The following is a 20,800-nucleotide window of genomic DNA, read 5'->3' on the forward strand; positions in this document are numbered from 1 at the left end:
ATGGGGATATATCCTACTGTTTCAAGGGGTATTACCGGCAAGCATTCTCGCCGCCCGCCCCTATCCCAACGTTACAAAACTTCGTCTGCCGGGATGTTTCCTTTTGCGCCAGAAGGTCTACTATGGATAAGGAAGACCCGCTGCGCGCCATGCAGCACCCCCTAATCCGGGAGCGCATCATGAAAACCTCCATCATCGCCGCGGCCGTCCTGGTCTACGCCGTCCTCACCACGGCGTGGATCTGCTATACCGAATTGACGCTGCCTTGACGCGGCCCGCTTTTCAGCGTGCTTCTCGGCGTGCTTCTCGGCTTGTTTGTCAGACAAGTTATTCCAACAGCCGGCTATTTTAACAGTGTCGCCGCCGCTCCCGCCACTGGCGCGATACGCGCCGGCGCGCGGCGCCGGACGGTGTGGCGACAAAACCGCGCCGGCGCCGTCCGCTACCGGGCTAGTTGGCGGCGCCCAAGGCCAGCGCCGCCGCGCGGGCCGCCGCGCCGTCGCGGTTGTCGGCGTCGCGCTGGGCCGCCGTCTTCATGGTCGGCCAGCCTATCATGTGCTGCTCGGCGATTTCGGCCAGGCCGGCGATCCAGGCCGGCGTCTCGTTCAAGCAGGCGATGTAATGGAATTGCTTGCCGCCGGCGGCCTCGAAGTCGTGCTTGGCCTCCATCGCGATCTCTTCCAGCGTTTCCAGGCAGTCGCTGGTGAAGCCCGGGCACAGCAGGTCGACGCTGGCGACGCCGTCGCGCGCCAGTTGCTGCAGCGTCGGCGCGGTGTACGGCTGCAGCCACTCGGCCTTGCCGAAGCGCGACTGAAACGTCACCAGGTACTGTTGCGGCGCCAGGCGCAGCTTGGCGGCCAGCAGGCGCGCCGTCTTCAGGCACTGGCAATGGTAGGGGTCGCCCAACAGCAGAGTGCGCTTGGGCACGCCGTGGAAGCTCATCACCAGTTTTTGCCCGCGGCCGTGCGCCTCCCAGTGCGCCAGCACGCTATCGCGCAGGGCGTCGATATAGGCGTCGTGGTCGTGGTAATTCTTAACGAAGCGCAACTCGGGCACGTTGCGCACCTGCGCGTAGTGCTCGAACACGGCGTCGTAGATCGACCCGGTGGTGGTGCCGGAGTATTGCGGATAGGCCGGCAGGATGGCGACGCGCTCGCAGCCGTCGGCCTTCAGCCTGGCCAGCACCTCGGGCAGCGACGGCGAACCGTAGCGCATCGCCATGGCGACGGTCAGGCCGTCGTGGCCGCGCTGGCCCAGCGCGCCGCGCAGCAACATGGCCTGCCGCTGCGTGTGCACCTTCAACGGCGAGCCGTCGCCGGTCCAGATGGACGCGTATTTTTTCGCCGACTGGCCCGAGCGGAACGGCAGGATAATCACATGCAGGATGCACCACCACAGCAGACGCGGAATTTCGACGACGCGGCGGTCCCACAGGAATTGCTTCAGATAGCGCCGCACCGCCGAGCGCGTCGGCGCGTCGGGCGTGCCCAGGTTCACCAGCACGACGGCGCTGCGGTCGACGTTGCCGTGGATATAGGGGGGTTCTTTTAAGAAGGACATGGCGGGCTTCGCGAGGCGGTGAACGGGAACAGCACGCCATTATAGATAGGAATGCGGCGGCCCGTCCGGCAAAGACGCGGCGGCGGCGTCTTCCGTGCGCAGCGGCAACGTCAGCGTGATTTCGGTGCCCCGCCCCACGACGGAGGCGATGTCGATGCGCCCGTCGACGCCCACCACGCGCTCGCGCATGCCGATCAGTCCGATGCCCTGGCTGGCGGCGCCGGCGTCGAAGCCGGCGCCGTTGTCGGCGATGGTAATTTGCAGGTTGTCGTCTTCCTCGATCAAGAACAGCGTCACCGTGGTCTTGCTCGCCCGCGCGTGCTTGACGACATTCGACAACGCCTCCTGGACCAGCCGGTAGGCGGCGATGGCCAGCGAACCGTCGAGCCGGCTGACGTCGCCGACGCACTGGAAGTTGAACTGGCCGACGCCGGCGCGGCCGTAATTGTTGACCATTTCCTCGACCGCGCCGTCCAGGCCGAGCATGTCGAGCACCTCCGGGCGCAGCCGCCTGACGATGTTGCGCGCGCTGGCGTACAGGTTCGACGTCAACTCGATGGTGGACTGCGCCCGCTCCTTGATTTCCTCGACGGCCGGGCTGTTGTCGGCGGCCGTCGCCAGCGCGAGGATGCGCTGCGAGTTCAGGCGCGCGGCGATCAGCGTGGCGTTGAGCTCGTCGTGGATTTCAATGGCGATGCTCTTGCGCTCGTCCTCGACGGCGGAATTGACTTTTTGGATCAGCTTGCGTTTTTCGGCGTCCGATTTCAAGGCTTCGTTGCGCGACTTCAACAGGTCGCGGGTCCGCGCCTGCACCTTGTTTTCCAGGTTCTGCTTCGACTGGCTCAAGCCGACCGCCATGGCGTTGATCGACGCTTGCAAATCGCCGATTTCGCCGCCCGTCGTCACCCGCACCTGCACCTGGTAGTGGCCGGCCATGATGGCGCGCACGGCGCAAATGGTGGACGCCAGCGGCCTGCTGAGTATGCGCCGCAGATACAGCGCGAAGCCGACCGTTGCCACCAGCACGCACAGGGTGATGATGGATTCGACGACTAGGCGGTGGCGCTGCCTGGCCTGCAGGCTGGACGGCGACATCGTGACCCGCACATAGCCGATGACGTCGGCGCGCACCACCTTCGGCGGGCCTTCGGCAATGCCGGACACGTGCGGGCCGCCGTCCGAATAGTCGCTGATGGCCAGGGTCTGCTTGTTGATGGGCGCCTCGCACACCACGTCGCCGGCCGCGCGGCGCACATTGGTGGCCAGGTGCAGGCGCGCGCTGCGTTGCGCGTTGAGGATCTCGATCCGGTAAATATCGTTGTCGGCCTTGACCAGGCCGTTGACGATGCGCCGCAGATCGCCGGCGTTGCCGGACACCACGCCGTATTCGGCGCTGTCGGCCAGGGCCGTGGCGATCACGCGGCCGCGCTCGTCGAGTTCCTCGGCCACCTCCGACAGGCGCGCCTGGTAGGAGCACAGCACGACCGTCAGGAACATCATGACGACCGGCAAAATCGTGATCAGGACCAGGCGCGCGCCGATGCCCCAGTTTTTCCAGCCGACGGGCCTCATGGCTGCCGCGCCGGCGGTTTGCGCGACAGGCGCCGGGCCTTCTCGTTGACCACCAGGTTCAGCGACTCGGCCACGTCGTCGTTGACGATGACGCTGTAATATTTCGCGTACTGCGGCTCGGGCACTTTTCCGGTGCCGTCGACTTCGCCGATCAGCTCTTCGATCTGGGCGTGGATGTCGTCGTTGTCGGAATAGATCGAGGCGAGCGCGCCGGCCTTGACCAGGCCCGCCGAAAAACCGATCACGGACTGGTTGTGGCGATAGCTGGTCATCAGGATGTTGCGGATATTCTCGGGGTTGTAGAGGGCGCCGTCGGGCATCACCAGCAGGGTAGGCACGTCGGCGATGCGGTTCAGCACACGGTTCAGCTTGCTTCCGGCGGCGAAGTGCTCGATGCGCAGCGTGCTGCCGGCCTGGACGGCGGCGCGCTGCAGCAGCGGTTCCAGGTAGCTGGTCTTGTCGCTCAAAATGACCGCCACCGTCACCGCTTGTTTATACAGCAACGTGATGAGCCGCAACTGCAGCGCCGGCGACGGCTCGGCGTAGATCGCCGTGACGGCGGCGGCGCGCGGCCCGGGCGCGGCGTCGAGAATGCCGCGGTAGGCCAGGCCGGAGGTGTACACGGCGATGATGACGCCGTCGACGTTTTGCTGCAGCAGCGCGCGCAAGGCCGCCGGTCCGACCGCGATGTAGATGGCGCCGCTTTTCGCCTGGCGTTTGCCGGCGTCCGTCGACACCTGCGCCGCCGGCATGGCCTTGCTCAACGCGGCAACGATGCCGCGGGTGCTCTCGCTGTCGTCCGACACGGCAATGTGGACGGCGTGGTTGTGCGGCGCCGCGGCCCCGGCGGCGCCGCCGCAGAGCGGCGCCAGCGCCAGCACGATGCCGCCTAGCGCCGCTGCGCCCCGCGCGGCGCTTTTATATAGGCGGCGTAGACGGATCGGCATTCAAAAACCGACCGTCAGCGAAAAGACGTATTGCATGCCGTCGTTGTAACGGCTTTCGCGGATTTTGCCGATGTCGTCGAAGTAGGCGGCGCCGCGATGGCGCAGGCGCGATACCGAGAGGGACGGCGTGACGCTGGTGTCTTTTTCCATGCGGAAGGATTTTGACAAGACCAGGTCGGTGCGGCCGTAGGGCGTCTGCCCCTGCGTGCGCTGGCCATAGCCGTAGTATCCCAGCGCGTAGCGCCAGCCGCCGCGCAGCGTGCGGGCCAGGCCGACGGCGCCGCTGTGGCGGGCGTACTGGGTTCGTTCATACACGGTCGAGGCGTGGTTGTTGAGGTAGGAATAGGCGGCAAACATGCTCCAGTTGTCGGCGGGGACATAGTTCAATTGCATCTCCAGGCCGCTGAGCCTGGCCGAGTTGTCGTTGGTCGGCAGAAACGAGGCGCTCTGTAGCTTTTCGGAAATCAAGCCGGTCAGCTTGTCGTCGAACAGCTTGGCGTCGACCAGCACGCCGTAGTGCGGAAAATTGCCCAGGTAGCCGATTTCCTTCGAGACGATCTTTTCGCCGCTCAGCTTGGCCGGCGAGATGGCGTTGCGGTAGAAGCGGCCCGTGACGGCGCCGTTCAGCGGCGCGCTGAAGTTGCTCGCCGGGTAGCTCCAGTCGGCGCGCTGCTCCAGCATGTCCGGCATGCGCACCGCCCTCGACAGCACGAAGCGCATGCTGCTGTGGGCGTCGAGGTGGACGTTCAGCGCGATGCGCGGGGAAAACGCCGAGCCGGTTAACGTGTTCTTCTCCAGGAAGCCGCCGGCGTTGACGTTCAGGGCGGCGCCCGGCTTGTATTCGACGTTGGAGAAGGCGCGCCAGGTGGTGTTGTCGACCCTGCCGGCGAGATAGGTGTCGGACACCGCGTTGTCGCGGCGCACGCCGACGCCATTGACCATCCTCAAGGCGCTGGAAACAATCGCGATGTCCTGGAATTCGACGTCGGAGCGCACCTCGGACAAGTCCTGGTTGCTGTCGACGCAGATTTTTTCGCGCGCCTGCGCGCCCAGCGCGCGGATGGCCGCGCGCGCCGCCGTCGCCAAGCTATCCTCGGCGGCGTTGCCGGACGGCGCGACGCGCCCCGCCAGCACCTCGTTCGCATACACCGGATTGGCGCGGCTCAACCGGTACAGCTCCGGCAGCAGCGCCACGCTGGGCACGCAGCTGCGCCAGGCCTGGCCCCGGCTTTGTTTCGTCACGTACGCTTGCACCTGCACCGCGTGGTGATCGGTCAGGTTGTTTTTCCATGTCGCGCTGACGGAATAGTCGCGCACCCGAATGTCCGGGAAGCGTATCTGGCTGGCGTCGACGAATTCCATCTGGTTGACGCCCTGCACCACGGACGCTTGCAGGTCGAGCGTTTCATCGTCCGAGAGGGTGGTCAGCGCGCGCAGGTTCAGGCGCGCCAGGCGGCTGGTGTCGTGGCCGGCGCGCATCGTCGACGCATAATCGAAGCCCTTGTCGCCCAGGTGCTCCGCCGTCACCCGGTAGGCGGTGCGCTCGCCGAGCCTGCCGCCGTAGCGCGCCGTGGCGCCGAATTCCTGCAGCGTGCCGCCGTTGGCGCGCAGCAGCGCGCCGTCGGCCTCGCTCGGATGCTTGGTGATGATGTTTACAATTGCCAACATGGAATTGGCCCCGTAGGACGCGCTGTTGGGGCCGCGGATCACTTCGATTTTCTCGATGTCCTCCAGCACCACCGGCAGCGCGTTCCAGTCGACCAGCGCGATGCGCAGGCCGTACACGGACATGCCGTCGACCAGCACGTTCATGCGCCTGGGAACCAGGATGTTGGTGCCGTGGTAGTTGATGCGGTAGTCGCTGCCGGTGACCCGCGTCACCGCCATTCCCGGCACCAGCCGGAGCGCGTCGGGGATGCTGCGAATGCCGAATTTTTTCAGCATGTCGGCGGTGATGATGGTGACGCTGCCCGGCACGTCGACCAGCGACTGGCGCAGGCGCGTCGGCGTCAGCACCATTGGAATGTCGCTGCCGATATCCGCTTCCGCGGCCAGGGCGGCGCAGGGCCACGCGGCGGCCAGCGCCGCCGGCGCGGCGATCAATACTGCGGTTCGCAGGGAAAATGGCATATTAGTAGCAGTCCAGGGTACCAGCCGATGGCCGGTTGGAGGAAGGGGGATGGCGGGCCGCGGTGGGCGCGGGCGCGCGAAAGCGCCCGCGCCCGGCCGTTACGGCAGGATGTCGCAACCGGCCCCCGGGCTTGGCGGGGCGCTATCCGGGTAGGCTTTTTCCGGGGAAATGTAGACCGGCGTGCTGGCCGTGAAGCCGTCGGCGAAATGCGCTTCGACGAAGGTCGCGCCCCAACCTTGCGCCGGTTTGTCGATCGGCGTGCGCAGTTCGCGTTCGTCCTGCTCCATCTCGATGCTGCTGGCGACATAGCGGATGCCGCAGGCATAGCGGAAATCGCGCGACAGCGGATTGTGCGCGACCCACTTCACCAGCCGCACCGGCGCTTCGGAAAAGCGCACGTTCAGGATGCTGGCGCCATCCTCGTGGTCGACTTCGGCGAGCAGCTTGGGCATCCTGACGGCGTGCTGCAGACGGTTGGTGAAGGGCACCAGCGAATCCTCGGTAAAGCCCTTGATGCCGTAGTGGTTGCTGTTCGGCGCCACGCGCAAGGTCTTGACGCCTGGAAGCTTATCGAAATACAGCCTGGCGTTGTCGGGCGTGAAGAAATCGTCGCCGCTGGCGTTGACGATGTATTTTGGTATGGCAAGACGGTGCGCGTAGGACGTGTTCAAATAGCGCAAGGGATCTTCGATATCCATCAGCTTGCGGAACTCTTTCGTCTGCAGGCGCTCCATGATCCCTTCGTTGACATACGGGGTCAGCGCCAGCGGCCAATGGCCGCCATACACCTTGAAGGTGTGTTCCAGCATCCTCTTCGTGTTCAGGCCGTCGAACACGAACGGCACGATGGCGTCGACGCGGCGGTCGACGATCGCCGTGTGCCAGGCGGCCCAGCCGCGCTTCGAGGTGCCCGCCGCGATGAAGCGGCGCACGCCCCAGCGGCGCAGCTCGATTTCCGCCAGGTCCATGGTTTTCACGGCGGCCGCCATCATCGGCACGTGCAGCGAGGCGTAGGGGCGCGCTTCCGGGGCGTCCAGGAATAGTTTCCAGCTGTGGGCGACGCTGTCGTCCTCCCGTCTGCCGCGGGTGTCGTTTTCATACGTCAGGTATTGATTCGGCACATTGCTGACGGAAATGACGATGGTGCGGGTTTTCTGCGCGACCGAGCGCAAGACTTGCTCGGGAAAGTCGGTCGGCGCCTGGCCGGGAACGCTTTCCCCGGCGTTGACGCCGTTATTGATGACCAGCAGTGCGCGTTGCGACAGCGCGTTTTCCGGGATGAAAATTTCCACCTCATGCGACCATCTCGCCGGGGTGACAACAAAACCGGGCGTCCAGTTCTGCGACTCCAGCTTGTACGCGCGTTTCTCGACGCCCTCGGTGACGCTGCTGCCCGAGTGGCTGTACTGCAGCGGCAGGTTGGCCTGTTCCTTGCGGTAGCAGGCCAGCACGTCGCTGAAGTCGGTGCGCCGCCCGTCCAGGCATTCGCCCGGGCCGGACTTGTCGGCGGCGGCGTGCGCGGCGGTGCAGGAACTCGCGGCAAAGACCAGCGCGCAAACCAAGCTGAGATTATTTTTCATTGCGGACTTTATAGAGAAGGGATCGGGTGGGCAAAAGCTGTCGCCGCCTTCCGCGGCGAAGCGGAAGGCGGCATTCAGGGCGTGAGTAGTTCGTGTTTGATCGCCAGGCGGGCGATGTCGGCCATGCGCGTCATGCCCAGCGCCTCCTTGACCGCCTGGCTGAGGTTGCTGATGGTCTTCGGCGACAGTTTGAGTTGCTCCGCCATTTCGAGATTGGTCATGCCCTTGGCCATCAGGATGAAGACGTCGAACTCGCGTTCGTCGAGCAGCGACTGCGGCGAATAATCGCCGCGTACCGACAGATTGGCCAAACGCTCGGCGATCAAGGGCAAGAAATACAGGCCGCCTTCATGCGCGCGCGTCACCGCGTTGGCCAGGTCGGCAGGATCGCAGTCCTTGGTGAGGAAGGCGCGCGCGCCGATCTTGTAACTTTCCTTGATCAGGCTATCCTGGTCGAACTGGCTGAGGAAAATGATCCTGGCGCCCGGATGCGCTTTGAGCACCTCCTTGGCGGCGTCGATCCCGGTGGCGCCGTCGCCGAAGCGAATGTCCAGCATCAGCACGTCCGGCAGTAATTCGGTATACTTGCAAATGGCTTCGCGCGGCGTTTTGACCTGCCCCACCACCTCGATGCCAAAACTGGCCAGCGCCACCGCAAACCCCGACATGACGATCGGATGGTCGTCGGCCAGTAGTACTCTGATCACCGCTTTTGTTTCTACACTCACCGCACGCCCTCCACGTTTTAAATTCTAAAAAGCTACATTTTGCGAGCACGAACAATGCCAGCATCTGGCAATATTTGTACGTCTAAACGGCAACTTATTGATGCAAATCAATATGTCTATAGCAATGATACTTAAAAATAAATGTTCTTGAATTATTTATCTGTAAGGCACTAGAAGAGCCGCGCCTGTGGGCGGCAATGAGGCGGCATTCAGCTGCGGCAGCCGGCCGCCGGGGATGCTTTTTAGGAGTGGCGGGCGACTAGGCGGCCCGATCGATTTTTCACTGCGAACCTGGGCGACCATGACAATTACACTTAATCAATACGAAGCCCGCGCGCGCAGGGTGGGTCTATGATTCAGGGATACATTCTGGATGAAAACAAGGTGCCGCTCCCCTGCGCCGACGTGGCACGCTGGGCGCGCTGGATGGGGCAGGAGCCGGCGGCGCACCGCGTGGCCCGCGATGAAACCGAGCGCTACCTGGTCAGCACCGTTTTCCTCGGCATTGACCAGCACCGCGCTTTCGGCGAGGGCGAGCCGATGCTGTTTGAGACGACGGTATGGTTTGGCGACGGCGAGCGCGCCGACTCGCAGCGCTACCAGTGCTGGAACGAGGCCGTTGCCGGCCACGCGCGCGTCAGCACGACGCTGGCGATGAAAATAGCCAGCGCCGACGCCGCCGCGGCGGCCGCGCTGCGCGCCATGGTGGGCCGCCGTTGCGAGGTCAATGAAAGCGCTGAAACGGCTGGCGTTGTCGACGCCGCCGATGTGGGCGAGCGCATCGACGGCGCCGAGCGCGCCGGCGCCGGCGCCGCCGCCGTCGACGACAGCGTGCCGATCTGGATCATTTACGACCATCCGGCCGACTATCCGCACTGTTTCGTGGCGCGCAAATTTTTGTACGACGGCGCGTCGACGGCCACCGAGACGGTATTGACGGCGACCTCGCTGACGCTGATCCGGCGCAACGTCATCAACGCCATGCCGCACGTGCCCAACTGCCTGGAACGCGCCCCCGGCGACGACGCCGTCATCGTCGAATGCTGGGTGTAAAGCCGGGCCTGGCTGTCGGGCCCTCAAGTTAGCGGGCTACGGCCGCCAACTTAAGCTCAGGAGGCCAGCAGTTCGCGCGCGTGCTTGCGCGTGGTGGCGGTGATCTCCAACCCGCCCAGCATGCGCGCCACCTCCTCCACCCGCGCCTTGGCGTCGAGGATGTCGATGCGCGAGGCCGTCTTGCCGCTCGCCAAAGTGCTTTTCGCCACCTGGAAGTGCTGGTTGGCCTGGCTGGCCACTTGCGGCAAATGCGTCACGCACAGCACCTGGCGCTCCCGCCCCAGGCGTTTCAGCAGGCGCCCGACCACTTCGGCCACGGCGCCGCCGATGCCGCTGTCGACTTCGTCGAAGATCAAGGTCGGGGTGGTCGTCGCGTTCGAGGTGATAACGGAAATGGCCAGCGCGATGCGCGCCAGTTCGCCGCCCGAGGCCACCTTCGCCAGCGGCCGCGGCGCCGTGCCGGCGTGGCCGGCAACGAGGAATTCCACCTGCTCCAGGCCGCTGCTGCTCGGCTCGCACGGGTTCAGCGCCACCTCGAAGCTGCCGCCGCCCATGCTCAACTCCTGCATCGCGCGGGTGACGGCGCCGCCCAGCTCCAGCGCGGCGACGCGCCGCGTCAGCGACAGCTTGCCGGCCTGCTCCAGGTACAGCGCCATGATTTGTTCCTCTTGCCGGCGCAAGCCCTCGATGTCGCTGGCCTCGGCCAGTTGCTGCAACTTCGACGACAGTTTGGCGTGCTCGTCGGGCAGCTCCTCCGGCGTGACGCGGAACTTGCGCGCCATGCCGTGGATCGCTTCCATGCGCGCGTCGAGCCGGCGCAGGCGCTCCGGGTCGAGTTCAACCCGGTCCAGGTAGTCGTTCAGCGCGTACACCGATTCCTGCAACTGGATGCGCGCCGATTCGATCAGGTCGATCACCGGTTGCAGGCCGGCGTCGACCGACACCAGCTTGCCCAACTTCTGGTTCAGCAGCGACAGTTGCGACAGGATCGGTTGGTCTTCCTGCTCGGAAATGACGGCCAGCGTGTCCTGCGCGCCCTCGAGCAGGCTGGCGGCGTGCGACAGGCGGCTGTGCTCGTTGGTAATCTCGGTCCACTCGCCCGGCTTGGCGCCGAGCTTTTCCAGCTCGCCGACCTGCCATTCCAGCCGCTCGCGCTCGTACAGCACGTTGGCGGCGTTGGTTTCGAACTCCTCGCGCTGGCGCACCAGCGCGCGCCAGTTCTTGTACAGGCCGGCGACCGCGCGCACGCCGGCCTCGGCGCCGCCCTCGCGGCTGACGGCCTGGGCGTCGAGCAGCGCGCGCTGCGCCTCGCTTTTCAGCAGCGACTGGTGGGCGTGCTGGCCGTGGATGTCGACCAGCATGTCGCCCAACTCGCGCAACTGCGCCGCCGTCGCCGCGATGCCGTTGATGTAGGCCTTGCTGCGCCCGGCGTTGTCGATCACCCGGCGCAGCAGCGCGCCGCCCTCGTCGCTGGCGAACTCGTTGGCCGCCAGCCAGGCCTGGGCCTGGGCGCCGACGCCGAAGTCGGCCGTGATGTCGGCCTTGGTGGCGCCTTCGCGCACCACGCTGGCGTCGCCGCGCCCGCCCAGCGCCAGCGTCAGCGCGTCGATCAGGATCGACTTGCCGGCGCCGGTCTCCCCTGTCAGCACGCTAAAGCCGGCGGAAAATTCCAGTTCAATCGAATCGACAATGACGAAATCGCGGATAGACAATGTGCGGAGCATGGGCGGCTTGGGCTCTTTATAAGGGGTAAATGGGTGGGGACGGGCTAGTGCAACTTGCCCTCGCCCGACGGGTACTCGTTCCAGTGCAGCTTTTCGCGCAGCGTGTCGTAGTAGCTCCAGCCTTGCGGGTGCAGGAAGGTAATGGCGTGCGGCGAGCGGGTAATGACGATGCGGTCGTTCTGCACCAGGCTGGCGAAGGTTTGCATGTCGAAGTTGACGCTGATGTCGCGCCCGCGCACCACCTGCACCTCGATGCGGCTGGTGTCGGGCAGCACGATGGGCCGGTTCGACAGCGCGTGCGGGGCGATCGGCACCATGACGATGCCGCCCAGGCTGGGGTGTAGCAGCGGCCCGCCGGCCGACAGCGCGTAGGCGGTCGAGCCGGTCGGCGTGGAGATGATCAGCCCGTCCGAGCGCTGGTTGTACATGAAGTGGCCGTCGACGTCGACGCGCAGCTCGGCCATGCCGGCGCCGGCGCCGCGCGCGACGACGACGTCGTTGACCGCCATGCCGGTGTGGATCACCACGCCGTCGCGCAGCACGCTGCCTTCGAGCAGGGTGCGGCGCTCGGCCTTGTACTTGCCGTTCAGAATGTCGGCCAGCACCGGCAGCATGCGGTCGAGCGGAATGTCGGTCATGAAGCCGAGCCGGCCCTGGTTGATGCCGATCAGCGGCACGCCGTACGGCGCCAACTGGCGCGCCATGCCCAGCATGGTGCCGTCGCCGCCCATGACGATGGCGGCGTCGGCGGCGCCGCCGATTTCGGCCGCGCTCATCGCCGCCACGCCCGGGAAGGACAGGTGGGCCGCGGTCTCGGCCTCGAACACGACGCGCTGGCCGAGGCCGCGCAGGAAGTCGATCAGCGTCTGCACCGACTCCTCGATGCCGTCGGTATGCTGGCGCACGACCAGCGCGATGGTGTTGTACTTGGCAGGCGTGACGGGCATAGGGATCTCAAAAATGATTGCTGGTGGAAATATTTAGATAAAGTAGCATATCATGCAACCTTGCTAAAGCTAAAAGCCGAATTCCGCACCACCGGCGTCGTCCCTGTCGGGGACGGCGACCGCGCGCAAGCGCGTCTACGCATCAACACACTGTATATATACACAGTATATGGCGGACGGCGCCCGGCTGCAAGTGGCGCGCAACGACTCCTGCAAAAAAATGGCGGGAGCAAGCAGAGTATGGCAAAAGTGGCCGCTGCGGGCGGGATTTTTTTGGCCATGCCCAACGGCGCCGCCGAGCCGGGGCCAGCGCCTCGGGGTCTGCCCCCGGAACGACGCCCCCGGTTTGCGCCGCCGCAGCGACGCCGCGGGCAAAAATCCAATTGCGCGACTGCGGTGGAGTCATTTCGCTAATATCGGGTTTCAGCTTTCATCAACCGACCAACAAGGCAGCCCGATGAACAACACCGAAGACCGCAAGGTCAACACCACGCAGCCGGTCCACAAGGACGCCGGCAAACGCCTGCCGCACGAGCGCGACGAATCGCCCGGCGCGCCCGACGCCAAGCCGCGCGACGTCATGAAACAGGCCGCGAGCGACCTCGAACGGGGCCTGGTCGACACCGACTTGCATGGCCAGCGCGGCGTCGAGAAAGTGGCGCCGGCCGAACCGCGGCAAGCGATACCCGATCCCAAGCTGCACCCCAAGCCGGCCCGCTGAGCCCCCGTCGAAAGAGCCGCCATGACAAAGCCGCCCACCCGCCCGACCCGATGCGCGCCACTGCTGCTGGCGCTGTGCGCGCTGTGCGGCGGCGCCGCCGCCCAGAGCGGCGCGGCGATGCCGCCCGGTTTCGGCCCGAACCCGGCGCTGCCGTCGCCGCGGCAGTCGCTGATTCCGACCATTAACGTCGCACCCGCCCAGCCTTGGCAGGGCGAGGCCAAGCCGGTTGTCCCGCCCGGCTTCGCCATCGGCGCCTACGCGCGCCACCTGGAGCATCCGCGCTGGCTGTACGTGCTGCCGAACGGCGACGTGCTGGTGGCGGAAACCAACGCGCCGCCCAAGCCGGACGACGCCAAAGGCATCAAGGGCGCCATCATGAAGTTCCAGATGAAAAAGGCCGGCGCGGCCGGTGGCAGCGCCAACCGCATCACGCTGCTGCGCGACATCGACGCGAACGGCGTCGCCAAGACCCGCACCGTGTTCCTGCAGGGCTTGAACTCGCCGTTCGGCATGGCGCTGGTCGGCCAGGACTTGTACGTCGCCAACGCCGACGCGTTGCTTCGCTTCCCTTACCAGGAAGGCCAGACGGTAATCGAGGCGCCGGGCGTGAAGGTGATGGACTTGCCGGGCGGACCGATCAACCACCACTGGACCAAAAACGTCGTCGCCAGCCCGGACGGCGCCTTTCTGTACGTGTCGGTCGGGTCGAACAGCAACGTCGGCGAGCGCGGCGTCGAGGCCGAGGCCGGCCGCGCCGCGATCTGGCAACTGGAACGCGCCAGCGGCAAGGCGCGCGTGTTCGCCAGCGGCTTGCGCAACCCGGTCGGCATGGCGTGGCAAGCGCATGGCGGCGCGCTGTGGACCTCGGTCAACGAGCGCGACGAGCTGGGCGACGACCTGGTGCCGGACTATATGACCTCGGTCAAGGACGGCGCCTTCTACGGCTGGCCGTACAGCTATTTCGGCCAGCACGCCGACGCCCGCGTGAAGCCGCCGCGGCCCGACTTGGTGGCGCGGGCCATTGCGCCGGACTACGCGCTGGGCGCGCACACGGCGTCGCTGGGCCTGGCGTTTTACGACGGCAAGCTGTTTCCGGCCACCTACCAGGGCGGCGCCTTCGTCGGCCAACATGGTTCGTGGAATCGCAAGCCGCACAGCGGCTACAAGGTGATCTTCGTCCCGTTCGCCGACGGCCAGCCGTCCGGACCGCCGCAAGACTTCGTCGCCGGCTTCCTCGACAACGACGGCGTGGCGCGCGGCCGGCCGGTTGGCGTGGCGGTCGACCGCGCCGGCGCGCTGCTGCTGGCCGACGACGTCGGCAACGTCGTCTGGCGCGTCACGCCGACCGCGCCGCGGTAACGGCGGGCCGCGTCGCGCTTTTTGTGTGCGACATCGTACAGAAGCGGCAGTTGAACCGGCGCATGATGAATTCTTAATAAGAACAGGAGCACATCGTGAAAAAATCAGGAACGGCTGTCTGGAGTGGCGGCCTAAAAGAGGGTAAAGGGAGTATCTCCACCGAAAGCGGGGCGCTGGACAACGTCCAGTACGGCTTCAATACCCGTTTTGAACAGGGTCCCGGCAGCAATCCGGAGGAACTGATCGGCGCGGCCCACGCGGCCTGCTTCACGATGGCGCTGTCGGGCCAGCTGGGCGAAGCGGGCATGACGGCCAAACGCCTGATGACCACCGCCACCGTCACCCTCGACAAGGGGGACGACGGCTACGCGATCACCGAGGTACACCTGAACCTGGTGGCGACGATACCCGGCGCCGACCAGGCCGCGTTCGAAGCGGCGGCGCTGCGCGCCAAGCTGGGCTGCCCCGTGTCGAAGCTGCTCAACACCCACATCACGCTCGACGCCCGCCTGGAAAACTAAGGCGCCGGCAGCGAACCGGTTCAGACCCTCGGGGTCTGAACCGGCTTTCGCCCTTGGTTTGCATGGGCAACCGCGCTGACGCGGAAACAGCCGGCTGCCGGCCCCGGCAAGGAATCGGCAAAGCGCATAGAATCCTGGTCTCCAGCCACTACACCACCAAGGATTACGATGCGCATTCTGCACACCATGCTACGGGTCGGCGACCTCCAGCGCTCGATCGACTTCTACACCGCCGTGCTTGGCATGAAGTTGCTGCGCACCAGCGACAACCCGGAATACCAGTACACGCTGGCCTTCGTCGGCTACGGCGCCAACCCGGACCACGCGGAACTGGAACTGACCTACAACTACGGCGTGCACAGCTATGACATCGGCAGCGCCTACGGCCACGTGGCGATTTCGGCCGACGACATTTACCAAGCCTGCGCGGCGGCCAAGGCAAGCGGCGGCAACGTCACGCGCGAACCCGGCCCGGTCAAGGGCGGCAACACCGTAATCGCCTTCATCACCGACCCGGACGGCTACAAAATCGAGCTGATCGAGCGCAAGTTCGACGGCCAGGGCGCCGGATTGTAAATAGCGACGAATGTACGCGCAGCGCGACCGCTTAGTCGGCTTAGCGCGCAGCGCGTAAGCCGACGGAGCCGACGCGACCACGCACGTCGAGCGCATCGGCGGCACCGCCGTTCGGGTGCCGCCGCGCCGCGCTTAGTGCTGCAGCAGGCTGTTGACGGTCGCCAGGTCGGCTTCCTTCAAGGTGCCGGCGGCCGACTTCAGGCGCAGGCCGTTGATAATGGTGTCGTAGCGCGCCTTCGACAGGTCTTTCTGCGTCGCAAACAGCTGCTTCTGCGCATTCAGGACGTCGATGTTGATGCGCACGCCAACCTGGTAACCCAACTTGTTCGACTCCAGCGCCGACTTGCTCGACACCTCGGCCGCCTCCAGCGCCCGCACCTGCGCCAGGCCGCTGTTGACGCCCAGGTAAGCCTGGCGCGCGCCCTGCGACGCGGTGCGGCGCGCCGTCTCCAGGTCGTTGCGCGCCTTGTCTTCCAACGCAATCGATTCGCGCACCTTGCTGGTCACGGCGAAGCCGCTGAACAACGGCACGTTCCACTGCACGCCAATGGCGTTGTTGTTGGTGCGGCCGGTGCCGGTGGTGTTGCTGCGGCTGGCGTTGGCCACCAGGTCCACGGTCGGGTAGTGGCCGGCGCGGTTGCGCTCGATGTCGCGCTTGGCCGACTCCAACGCCAGTTGGGCGGTGACGACGCCATAGTTCTGCTCCTCGGCCGAGGCGATCCACGGCTCCACGGCGGCCGGCTGCGGCGCGCCGATGCCCACGCCGGCGCGCATCGGCGCCAGCGCGGCCGGCGCCTCGCCGATGATGGTTTGCAAGGCCGCGCGCTTGTTGTCCAGGTCGTTAATTGCCGCGAACTCCTGCGCCACCACCAAATCGTACGCCGCCTGCGCCTCGTGCGTGTCGGTGATGGTCTGGGTGCCGACTTCGAAGTTGCGCTTGGCCGACGCCAGTTGCTCGGTCGTCGCGGTTTTCTGCGACTGAGTCGCGCCCAGGTTGTCCTGCGCCGTCAGCACGTCGAAATACGCCTGCGCCACGCGGGTGATCAAGTCCTGCTGCACCTGCGCGAACTGGGCTTCGGCGGCGGCCTGCGCCAGCTTGCTTTGCTGGTATTGCTGCCAGTTGGCCCAGCGGAACAGCGGCTGCGACAGCGTCAGGTTGTAGGTGTTGGTGGTGTTGTCGGTGTTCCTGCCGGTGACCAGGGTGTCGCCGAACAAACCCTCTTGCATCTGACCTTCGTTGAACGGCGAAAAGTCGCCATTCGAACGGGTGTGGCTGCCGCTCAGCCCGACGTTCGGCAGCAAGCCGGCGCGCCCCTGCGGAACCCGTTCCCGACCCGCGGCAAGCGCGGCGCGGGCGCTGGCGTACTGCGCGTCGTTGGCCAAAGCCTGCTGATACACCTGGTTGAGGTCGGCCGCCTGTGCTGAGAGCGAAACAAAAGCGCTGGCAATCAGCACGGCGATAAGGGGTTTCCGCATTGCATTTCTCCGTTGGAGTCGTCAAAAAAGGTTATTGAATCACAGCTACAACTCTGGCTTGTCCACCGGGCATTGCGCCGCCGCGACCGGGGCCGGGCGGCGTTCCGGCCTCAATACTTGGGCATCGCGGCGTCTACCTGCACCGCCCAGGCGTGCACGCCGCCGGTCAGATTGCTCACGTGGGCAAAACCGTTGCGCTCCAGGAAAGCCGCAACTTGCATGCTGCGCGCGCCGTGGTGGCAAATGCAAACGATGTGCGCGTCCTCGTCGAGATCGTCGATACGGGCAGGAATCGTGTTCATCGGCATCAGGGTCGAACCCTCGATACGGCAGGTCTCGAATTCCCAGTTCTCGCGCACGTCCAACAGGAACGGGCGCGGACGGGCGGCGTCACCCAGCCAGGCGGCGAGTTCGGGGGCGCTGACGTAGTCCATGGCGGCCCGCTTAAAACTTGAACTGCGACGGCGTCGTCGCCAACACCAGCGGCTTGACACTGGTCTCGAACAGCTTGACGGTATCGTAGGCGCTGTCGGAGACGCGCGTGATCAGGTGCGCCGACATCACCGGCGCGTCGCCGATGATGGCCAGGATGCGCCCGCCCACCTTCACCTGCTGCATGAACGTCTCCGGCAGCACCGGTACGCTGGCCGAAATGACGATGACGTCGAACGGGGCGCCGTTGGCCCAGCCCTGCGCGCCGTTGCCCAGTTCCACCGTGACATTGCCGACGCCGTTGGCGGCCAGGTTTTTTTCCGCCAGCGCCTTCAGCTCGGGCAACACCTCGACGCTCGTTACATGCCGGCCCTTGAAGGCCAGCAACGCGGCCATATAGCCGGAGCCGGTGCCGATTTCCAACACGTTCTCGTGCTTTTTCAAGCCGACTTCCTGCAGGATGCGCGCCTCCAGCTTCGGCGTGAACATCGCCTCGCCGCCCGGCAGCGGGATGTCGGTGTCGACGAACGCCAGGTTCTTATACGCGGCCGGCACGAAATCTTCGCGCTTGACGACCGTCAACAGGTCCAGCACGTCCGGGTCGAGCACGTCCCAAGGACGGATCTGCTGTTCGATCATATTGAAGCGGGCTTGTTCGATGTTCATCTTTGGACTCGGTGAGAAAAATAATAATCCGCCATTTTATCGCTGAACTGACTTGCAGCACATGTTAATGACAAAGCCGGCCGATCGCAGCAATTTGCGACGATCTGCAGTTTGGCGGGTGTGAACATTAGGAAAACGGCAACCAGACGGTCGCGCCGCCCTCACGGCGCGGGGGCCGCGGCGGCGCCGTCGGGCAACAAGCCGCGCAAACTGACGTCGATGAACGCGGCCATATAGGCTTCCGCGTCGATGCTCTTCATGTCGCACGGCAAATACGAGTTCTTCCACATCATCAACATGATCACCGGCGCGCTCAGGATCGAGGTCATCAACGTCGGATCGACCGGGCGAAATTCGCCGGAAACGATGCCGCGCTCGAGCACCCGGGCGATCAGCGCGCAGCCTCGCGTTACCACCTCCTCGTTGTAGAACGCGGCCAGTTCGGGGAAGTTGCCAGACTCGGCCATTATCAACTTGGTGATGCCGGCGAGCCGGGTGGCGCCGATGTGCTCCCACCACGCCATCAGGATCGAACGCAGCAGCGCGGCGCTGGCCTCGTCCGAGGCGGCGGCCAGGTTGTCCTCAGCCTGGCCGATGACCTGGACGATGTTCTCCCGCACCACCGCCTTGAACAAATCCTCCTTGTTTTCGAAATACAGGTACAGCGTGCCCTTCGAGACGCCGGCGCGCTTGGCGACGTCCTCCAGCCGGGTCGAGGCGAAGCCGCGCTCGACGAACAGGTCCAGCGCGGCGGCGATCAGCTCCTGCGGACGGGCATCCTTGCGCCGCTCCCAGCGCGGCTTGGTGTCATTCGGTACTTCCATATGCGTCTATCCAGTTACTTACTCTTGAGTCATTAATATAGACGCACGCGTGCCCAGCGTCAAGCCGGCCGTTGGACGACAGATGAGTTTGCGCTAGCGACAGATGAGCTTGCGCTGGACGACACATAAGTTTGCGCTGGAAAGGCGGCTTGATACCGCAACGGCTAAAGGATCGCTTAGCTGCCGAAGGTTCGCGGAACCTCAACCGTTTACCCGGGCCCCGGGCAGTGGGTGAACGCGGCAGTGTAGCGGTAAGCTAAGTTCAGCTGGCAATGTCACTTGCGGTGAACATATCAGAGCCAACGAGATGCTTGTTCAGTACGCCTCTTGTGAACTGGAAAAGCGTCGCGTAAACTCTGCGGATGCTTCGCACGGACACCCGCCCGCGCGCTATCAATCCATACCTGCCATCGAAATCCCTTCCTTAATCGCCACTTGTTCACGCAGCACCAAGCTCCACGTTTAGCGCGGAGATAGATCGTCGCTTTCGAATTCGATTATTCTCCACACGGCTATCTTGGCTCATTATTAGTAATTCCAATAGCGCAGTCGCCTTGCAGATGGATGTAACAAAAATCAAGGCCTCAGTCAATAATACAATCCCTTTCCAATATGAAAAGACGAATAAAATGGATGATCAAACTGAACCAATCTTGTTCGGAGAAAAGATACGTGGCGTTTTGCAGATAATTTCAGAAGTCACTATGAAACGCACAGTATCAAATAATACTGAGGATAGTCCCACGCGCATCGAACGATTCTTTGACAGAATCTCGAGGAAAGAGCCGATTGCCGCGAAAATCATATGCGGATTAGCGGTGATATTTTTGATATTTGGCCTCACTGCCTATATTTCGAAACTGCAAACATTTTTTTACTTAACAATATTTGTTTACTGTTTAATATTGCTGGTTTGGGTGGGCGTTGTATGCGCAGTAGTTGTCGCTGGGGTCCCCAAAGTGCACCGGTTTATTCGGTCGCCCTACAAGCCTTTCATGGAGTCGGTAACCGTAATTCTGGAGCGTGATATGAAGTACCTAAAAAAGCTCCATATGTGCGATTTAGGGGCGCGCCAAGCCGTCCTCGCGTATTATCAAAATGAACGAAACAGTATGGAACGCCGTGGGTCCGCGCTTTCTGGCTCAATCGATCGAATAGGATTGTTCCCTGCATTGGCGACTGTGGCAGCACTGGCCGCTGCGGTTTCGAAACTTGACCAAGGAAAAGAATTCATATATGTAATTATCTCTGTAATTCCATTTTTCCATATGTTTAATTTCTCGGCAATTGGCATGTACCAGAAGATCAATCCACCCAAGTTAGGGATTTTCCAACCTTTTAACATGGTTTTTGGATCATGTGCTTGTGCGGCTTCGGCCTGGTTTTGCGTGTTTTGGATAGATTTTCCCGATGGATGTGTGTCCGTTTCGCAATCAGGCGCAGCACCTCGCGCAGTAACTTCGCCACCTTTTTTCCGAGCAGAAGGGCCGGCAACAATGGTTTGAGGGCGGTATGCGCATAGGCGTGGTTGATGCGCTCGGCTGCGCGCAGGTCGGCGCTGTCGTGGGCTGTCAAGGCCGCCAGGGTTTGCAAGTTATCGCACATGATTTTGGCGGCGACGTCCTGCACCACGGCTTGCTGGGACAGGCCNGACACATGCTCCAAATTGAGNCGATGCTTGAGCCGCTTGAAGGCTTCCTCGATACGCCAGCGCTTGTGGTAGAGGTCGCCGAAGCCGTCGGCGGGAAAGCGCGCGCTGTCGAACAAATTGGTCATCAACACCCGCACCTTGCCGTTCGGCGCGACATGGCGGACGAGGCGCNCCTGCTGGGGNTCTCGGGGGCATTCATAATCGTCGGCGTCGCGCCGGTCGGGCGCGCGCAGCATGACGAGCTGCTCGCTCAGACCGGAGCGCAGGAAGTCGCGCACGCAGGGAAAGCCGCCGTTGCCGGCCTTCTCGACGCGCATGCAGAACGCAATGTG

General features: G+C 64.2%; 19 protein-coding genes. 6 read left to right on the forward strand and 13 right to left on the reverse strand.

Annotation, left to right across the window (positions count from 1 at the left end):
* Positions 1 to 122: 122 nt before the first annotated feature.
* Positions 123 to 269, forward strand: coding sequence for a hypothetical protein (locus JANGC3_RS33410; RefSeq protein ID WP_017879420.1), 147 nt, complete (start codon positions 123 to 125; stop codon positions 267 to 269).
* A gap of 181 nt (positions 270 to 450) precedes the next feature.
* Here the strand turns inward: JANGC3_RS33410 and hemH are convergent, their stop codons facing one another.
* From hemH to JANGC3_RS0125995, 6 genes are all read right to left on the reverse strand, one after another.
* A complete protein-coding gene (hemH, locus tag JANGC3_RS0125970; protein WP_017879421.1) occupies positions 451 to 1,560 on the reverse strand; it encodes a ferrochelatase in 1,110 nt (369 codons plus the stop codon).
* A 39-nt stretch (positions 1,561 to 1,599) separates the two neighbouring features.
* Positions 1,600 to 3,132: a sensor histidine kinase gene (locus JANGC3_RS0125975; protein WP_017879422.1), complete on the reverse strand. Its 1,533-nt coding sequence runs from the start codon at positions 3,130 to 3,132 to the stop codon at positions 1,600 to 1,602.
* Positions 3,129 to 4,079 carry a hypothetical protein gene (locus JANGC3_RS31005; protein WP_017879423.1) on the reverse strand — a complete coding sequence of 317 codons (951 nt, stop codon included), beginning with the start codon at positions 4,077 to 4,079 and terminating at the stop codon, positions 3,129 to 3,131. Before JANGC3_RS31005 ends, JANGC3_RS0125975 begins: the two co-directional genes overlap by 4 nt.
* A complete protein-coding gene (locus JANGC3_RS0125985; protein ID WP_081612039.1) occupies positions 4,080 to 6,209 on the reverse strand; it encodes a TonB-dependent receptor plug domain-containing protein in 2,130 nt (709 codons plus the stop codon).
* 99 nt (positions 6,210 to 6,308) lie between these two features.
* Positions 6,309 to 7,790: a PhoPQ-activated pathogenicity-related family protein gene (locus JANGC3_RS0125990; RefSeq protein WP_017879425.1), complete on the reverse strand. Its 1,482-nt coding sequence runs from the start codon at positions 7,788 to 7,790 to the stop codon at positions 6,309 to 6,311.
* A gap of 74 nt (positions 7,791 to 7,864) precedes the next feature.
* A complete protein-coding gene (locus tag JANGC3_RS0125995; RefSeq protein ID WP_232429819.1) occupies positions 7,865 to 8,497 on the reverse strand; it encodes a response regulator transcription factor in 633 nt (210 codons plus the stop codon).
* A gap of 372 nt (positions 8,498 to 8,869) precedes the next feature.
* Here JANGC3_RS0125995 and JANGC3_RS31010 point away from each other — a divergent pair, with 372 nt between their 5' ends.
* Positions 8,870 to 9,571, forward strand: a complete 702-nt coding sequence (locus JANGC3_RS31010; RefSeq protein WP_017879427.1) for a hypothetical protein — start codon at positions 8,870 to 8,872, stop codon at positions 9,569 to 9,571.
* A 56-nt stretch (positions 9,572 to 9,627) separates the two neighbouring features.
* Here the strand turns inward: JANGC3_RS31010 and recN are convergent, their stop codons facing one another.
* Positions 9,628 to 11,295, reverse strand: a complete 1,668-nt coding sequence (recN, locus tag JANGC3_RS0126005; protein WP_017879428.1) for a DNA repair protein RecN — start codon at positions 11,293 to 11,295, stop codon at positions 9,628 to 9,630.
* 44 nt (positions 11,296 to 11,339) lie between these two features.
* Entirely contained in the window at positions 11,340 to 12,242 is a 903-nt protein-coding gene (locus tag JANGC3_RS0126010) for an NAD kinase (RefSeq protein WP_017879429.1), read from the reverse strand.
* A 457-nt stretch (positions 12,243 to 12,699) separates the two neighbouring features.
* Between JANGC3_RS0126010 and JANGC3_RS0126015 the strand changes: the two genes are divergently transcribed.
* The 4 genes from JANGC3_RS0126015 (at position 12,700) to gloA (ending at position 15,419) form a co-directional block, all read left to right on the forward strand.
* A complete protein-coding gene (locus JANGC3_RS0126015) occupies positions 12,700 to 12,963 on the forward strand; it encodes a hypothetical protein (protein WP_017879430.1) in 264 nt (87 codons plus the stop codon).
* Positions 12,964 to 12,984: 21 nt separating this feature from the next.
* Entirely contained in the window at positions 12,985 to 14,322 is a 1,338-nt protein-coding gene (locus tag JANGC3_RS0126020; RefSeq protein WP_017879431.1) for a PQQ-dependent sugar dehydrogenase, read from the forward strand.
* Positions 14,323 to 14,417: 95 nt separating this feature from the next.
* Complete coding sequence (locus JANGC3_RS0126025) at positions 14,418 to 14,843, forward strand: OsmC family protein (protein ID WP_017879432.1); 426 nt, start codon at positions 14,418 to 14,420, stop codon at positions 14,841 to 14,843.
* A 168-nt stretch (positions 14,844 to 15,011) separates the two neighbouring features.
* Positions 15,012 to 15,419: a lactoylglutathione lyase gene (gene gloA / locus JANGC3_RS0126030; RefSeq protein ID WP_017879433.1), complete on the forward strand. Its 408-nt coding sequence runs from the start codon at positions 15,012 to 15,014 to the stop codon at positions 15,417 to 15,419.
* A 132-nt stretch (positions 15,420 to 15,551) separates the two neighbouring features.
* Here gloA and JANGC3_RS0126035 read toward each other — a convergent pair whose 3' ends face one another.
* From JANGC3_RS0126035 to JANGC3_RS30205, 5 genes are all read right to left on the reverse strand, one after another.
* Positions 15,552 to 16,895, reverse strand: coding sequence for a TolC family outer membrane protein (locus JANGC3_RS0126035; RefSeq protein ID WP_017879434.1), 1,344 nt, complete (start codon positions 16,893 to 16,895; stop codon positions 15,552 to 15,554).
* 110 nt (positions 16,896 to 17,005) lie between these two features.
* Positions 17,006 to 17,329, reverse strand: coding sequence for a rhodanese-like domain-containing protein (locus tag JANGC3_RS0126040; protein WP_017879435.1), 324 nt, complete (start codon positions 17,327 to 17,329; stop codon positions 17,006 to 17,008).
* 10 nt (positions 17,330 to 17,339) lie between these two features.
* Positions 17,340 to 17,993, reverse strand: a complete 654-nt coding sequence (locus tag JANGC3_RS0126045; RefSeq protein ID WP_017879436.1) for a protein-L-isoaspartate O-methyltransferase family protein — start codon at positions 17,991 to 17,993, stop codon at positions 17,340 to 17,342.
* Between the two features lie 161 nt (positions 17,994 to 18,154).
* Positions 18,155 to 18,817 (reverse strand): TetR/AcrR family transcriptional regulator, encoded by a 663-nt coding sequence (locus tag JANGC3_RS0126050; protein WP_017879437.1) that lies wholly within the window; start codon positions 18,815 to 18,817, stop codon positions 18,155 to 18,157.
* 1,338 nt (positions 18,818 to 20,155) lie between these two features.
* Positions 20,156 to 20,785 (reverse strand): transposase, encoded by a 630-nt coding sequence (locus JANGC3_RS30205; RefSeq protein WP_017879300.1) that lies wholly within the window; start codon positions 20,783 to 20,785, stop codon positions 20,156 to 20,158.
* Between the last annotated feature and the right edge of the window lie 15 nt (positions 20,786 to 20,800).

The organism is Janthinobacterium sp. CG3, from assembly GCF_000344615.1.
GTDB lineage: Bacteria > Pseudomonadota > Gammaproteobacteria > Burkholderiales > Burkholderiaceae_D > Janthinobacterium.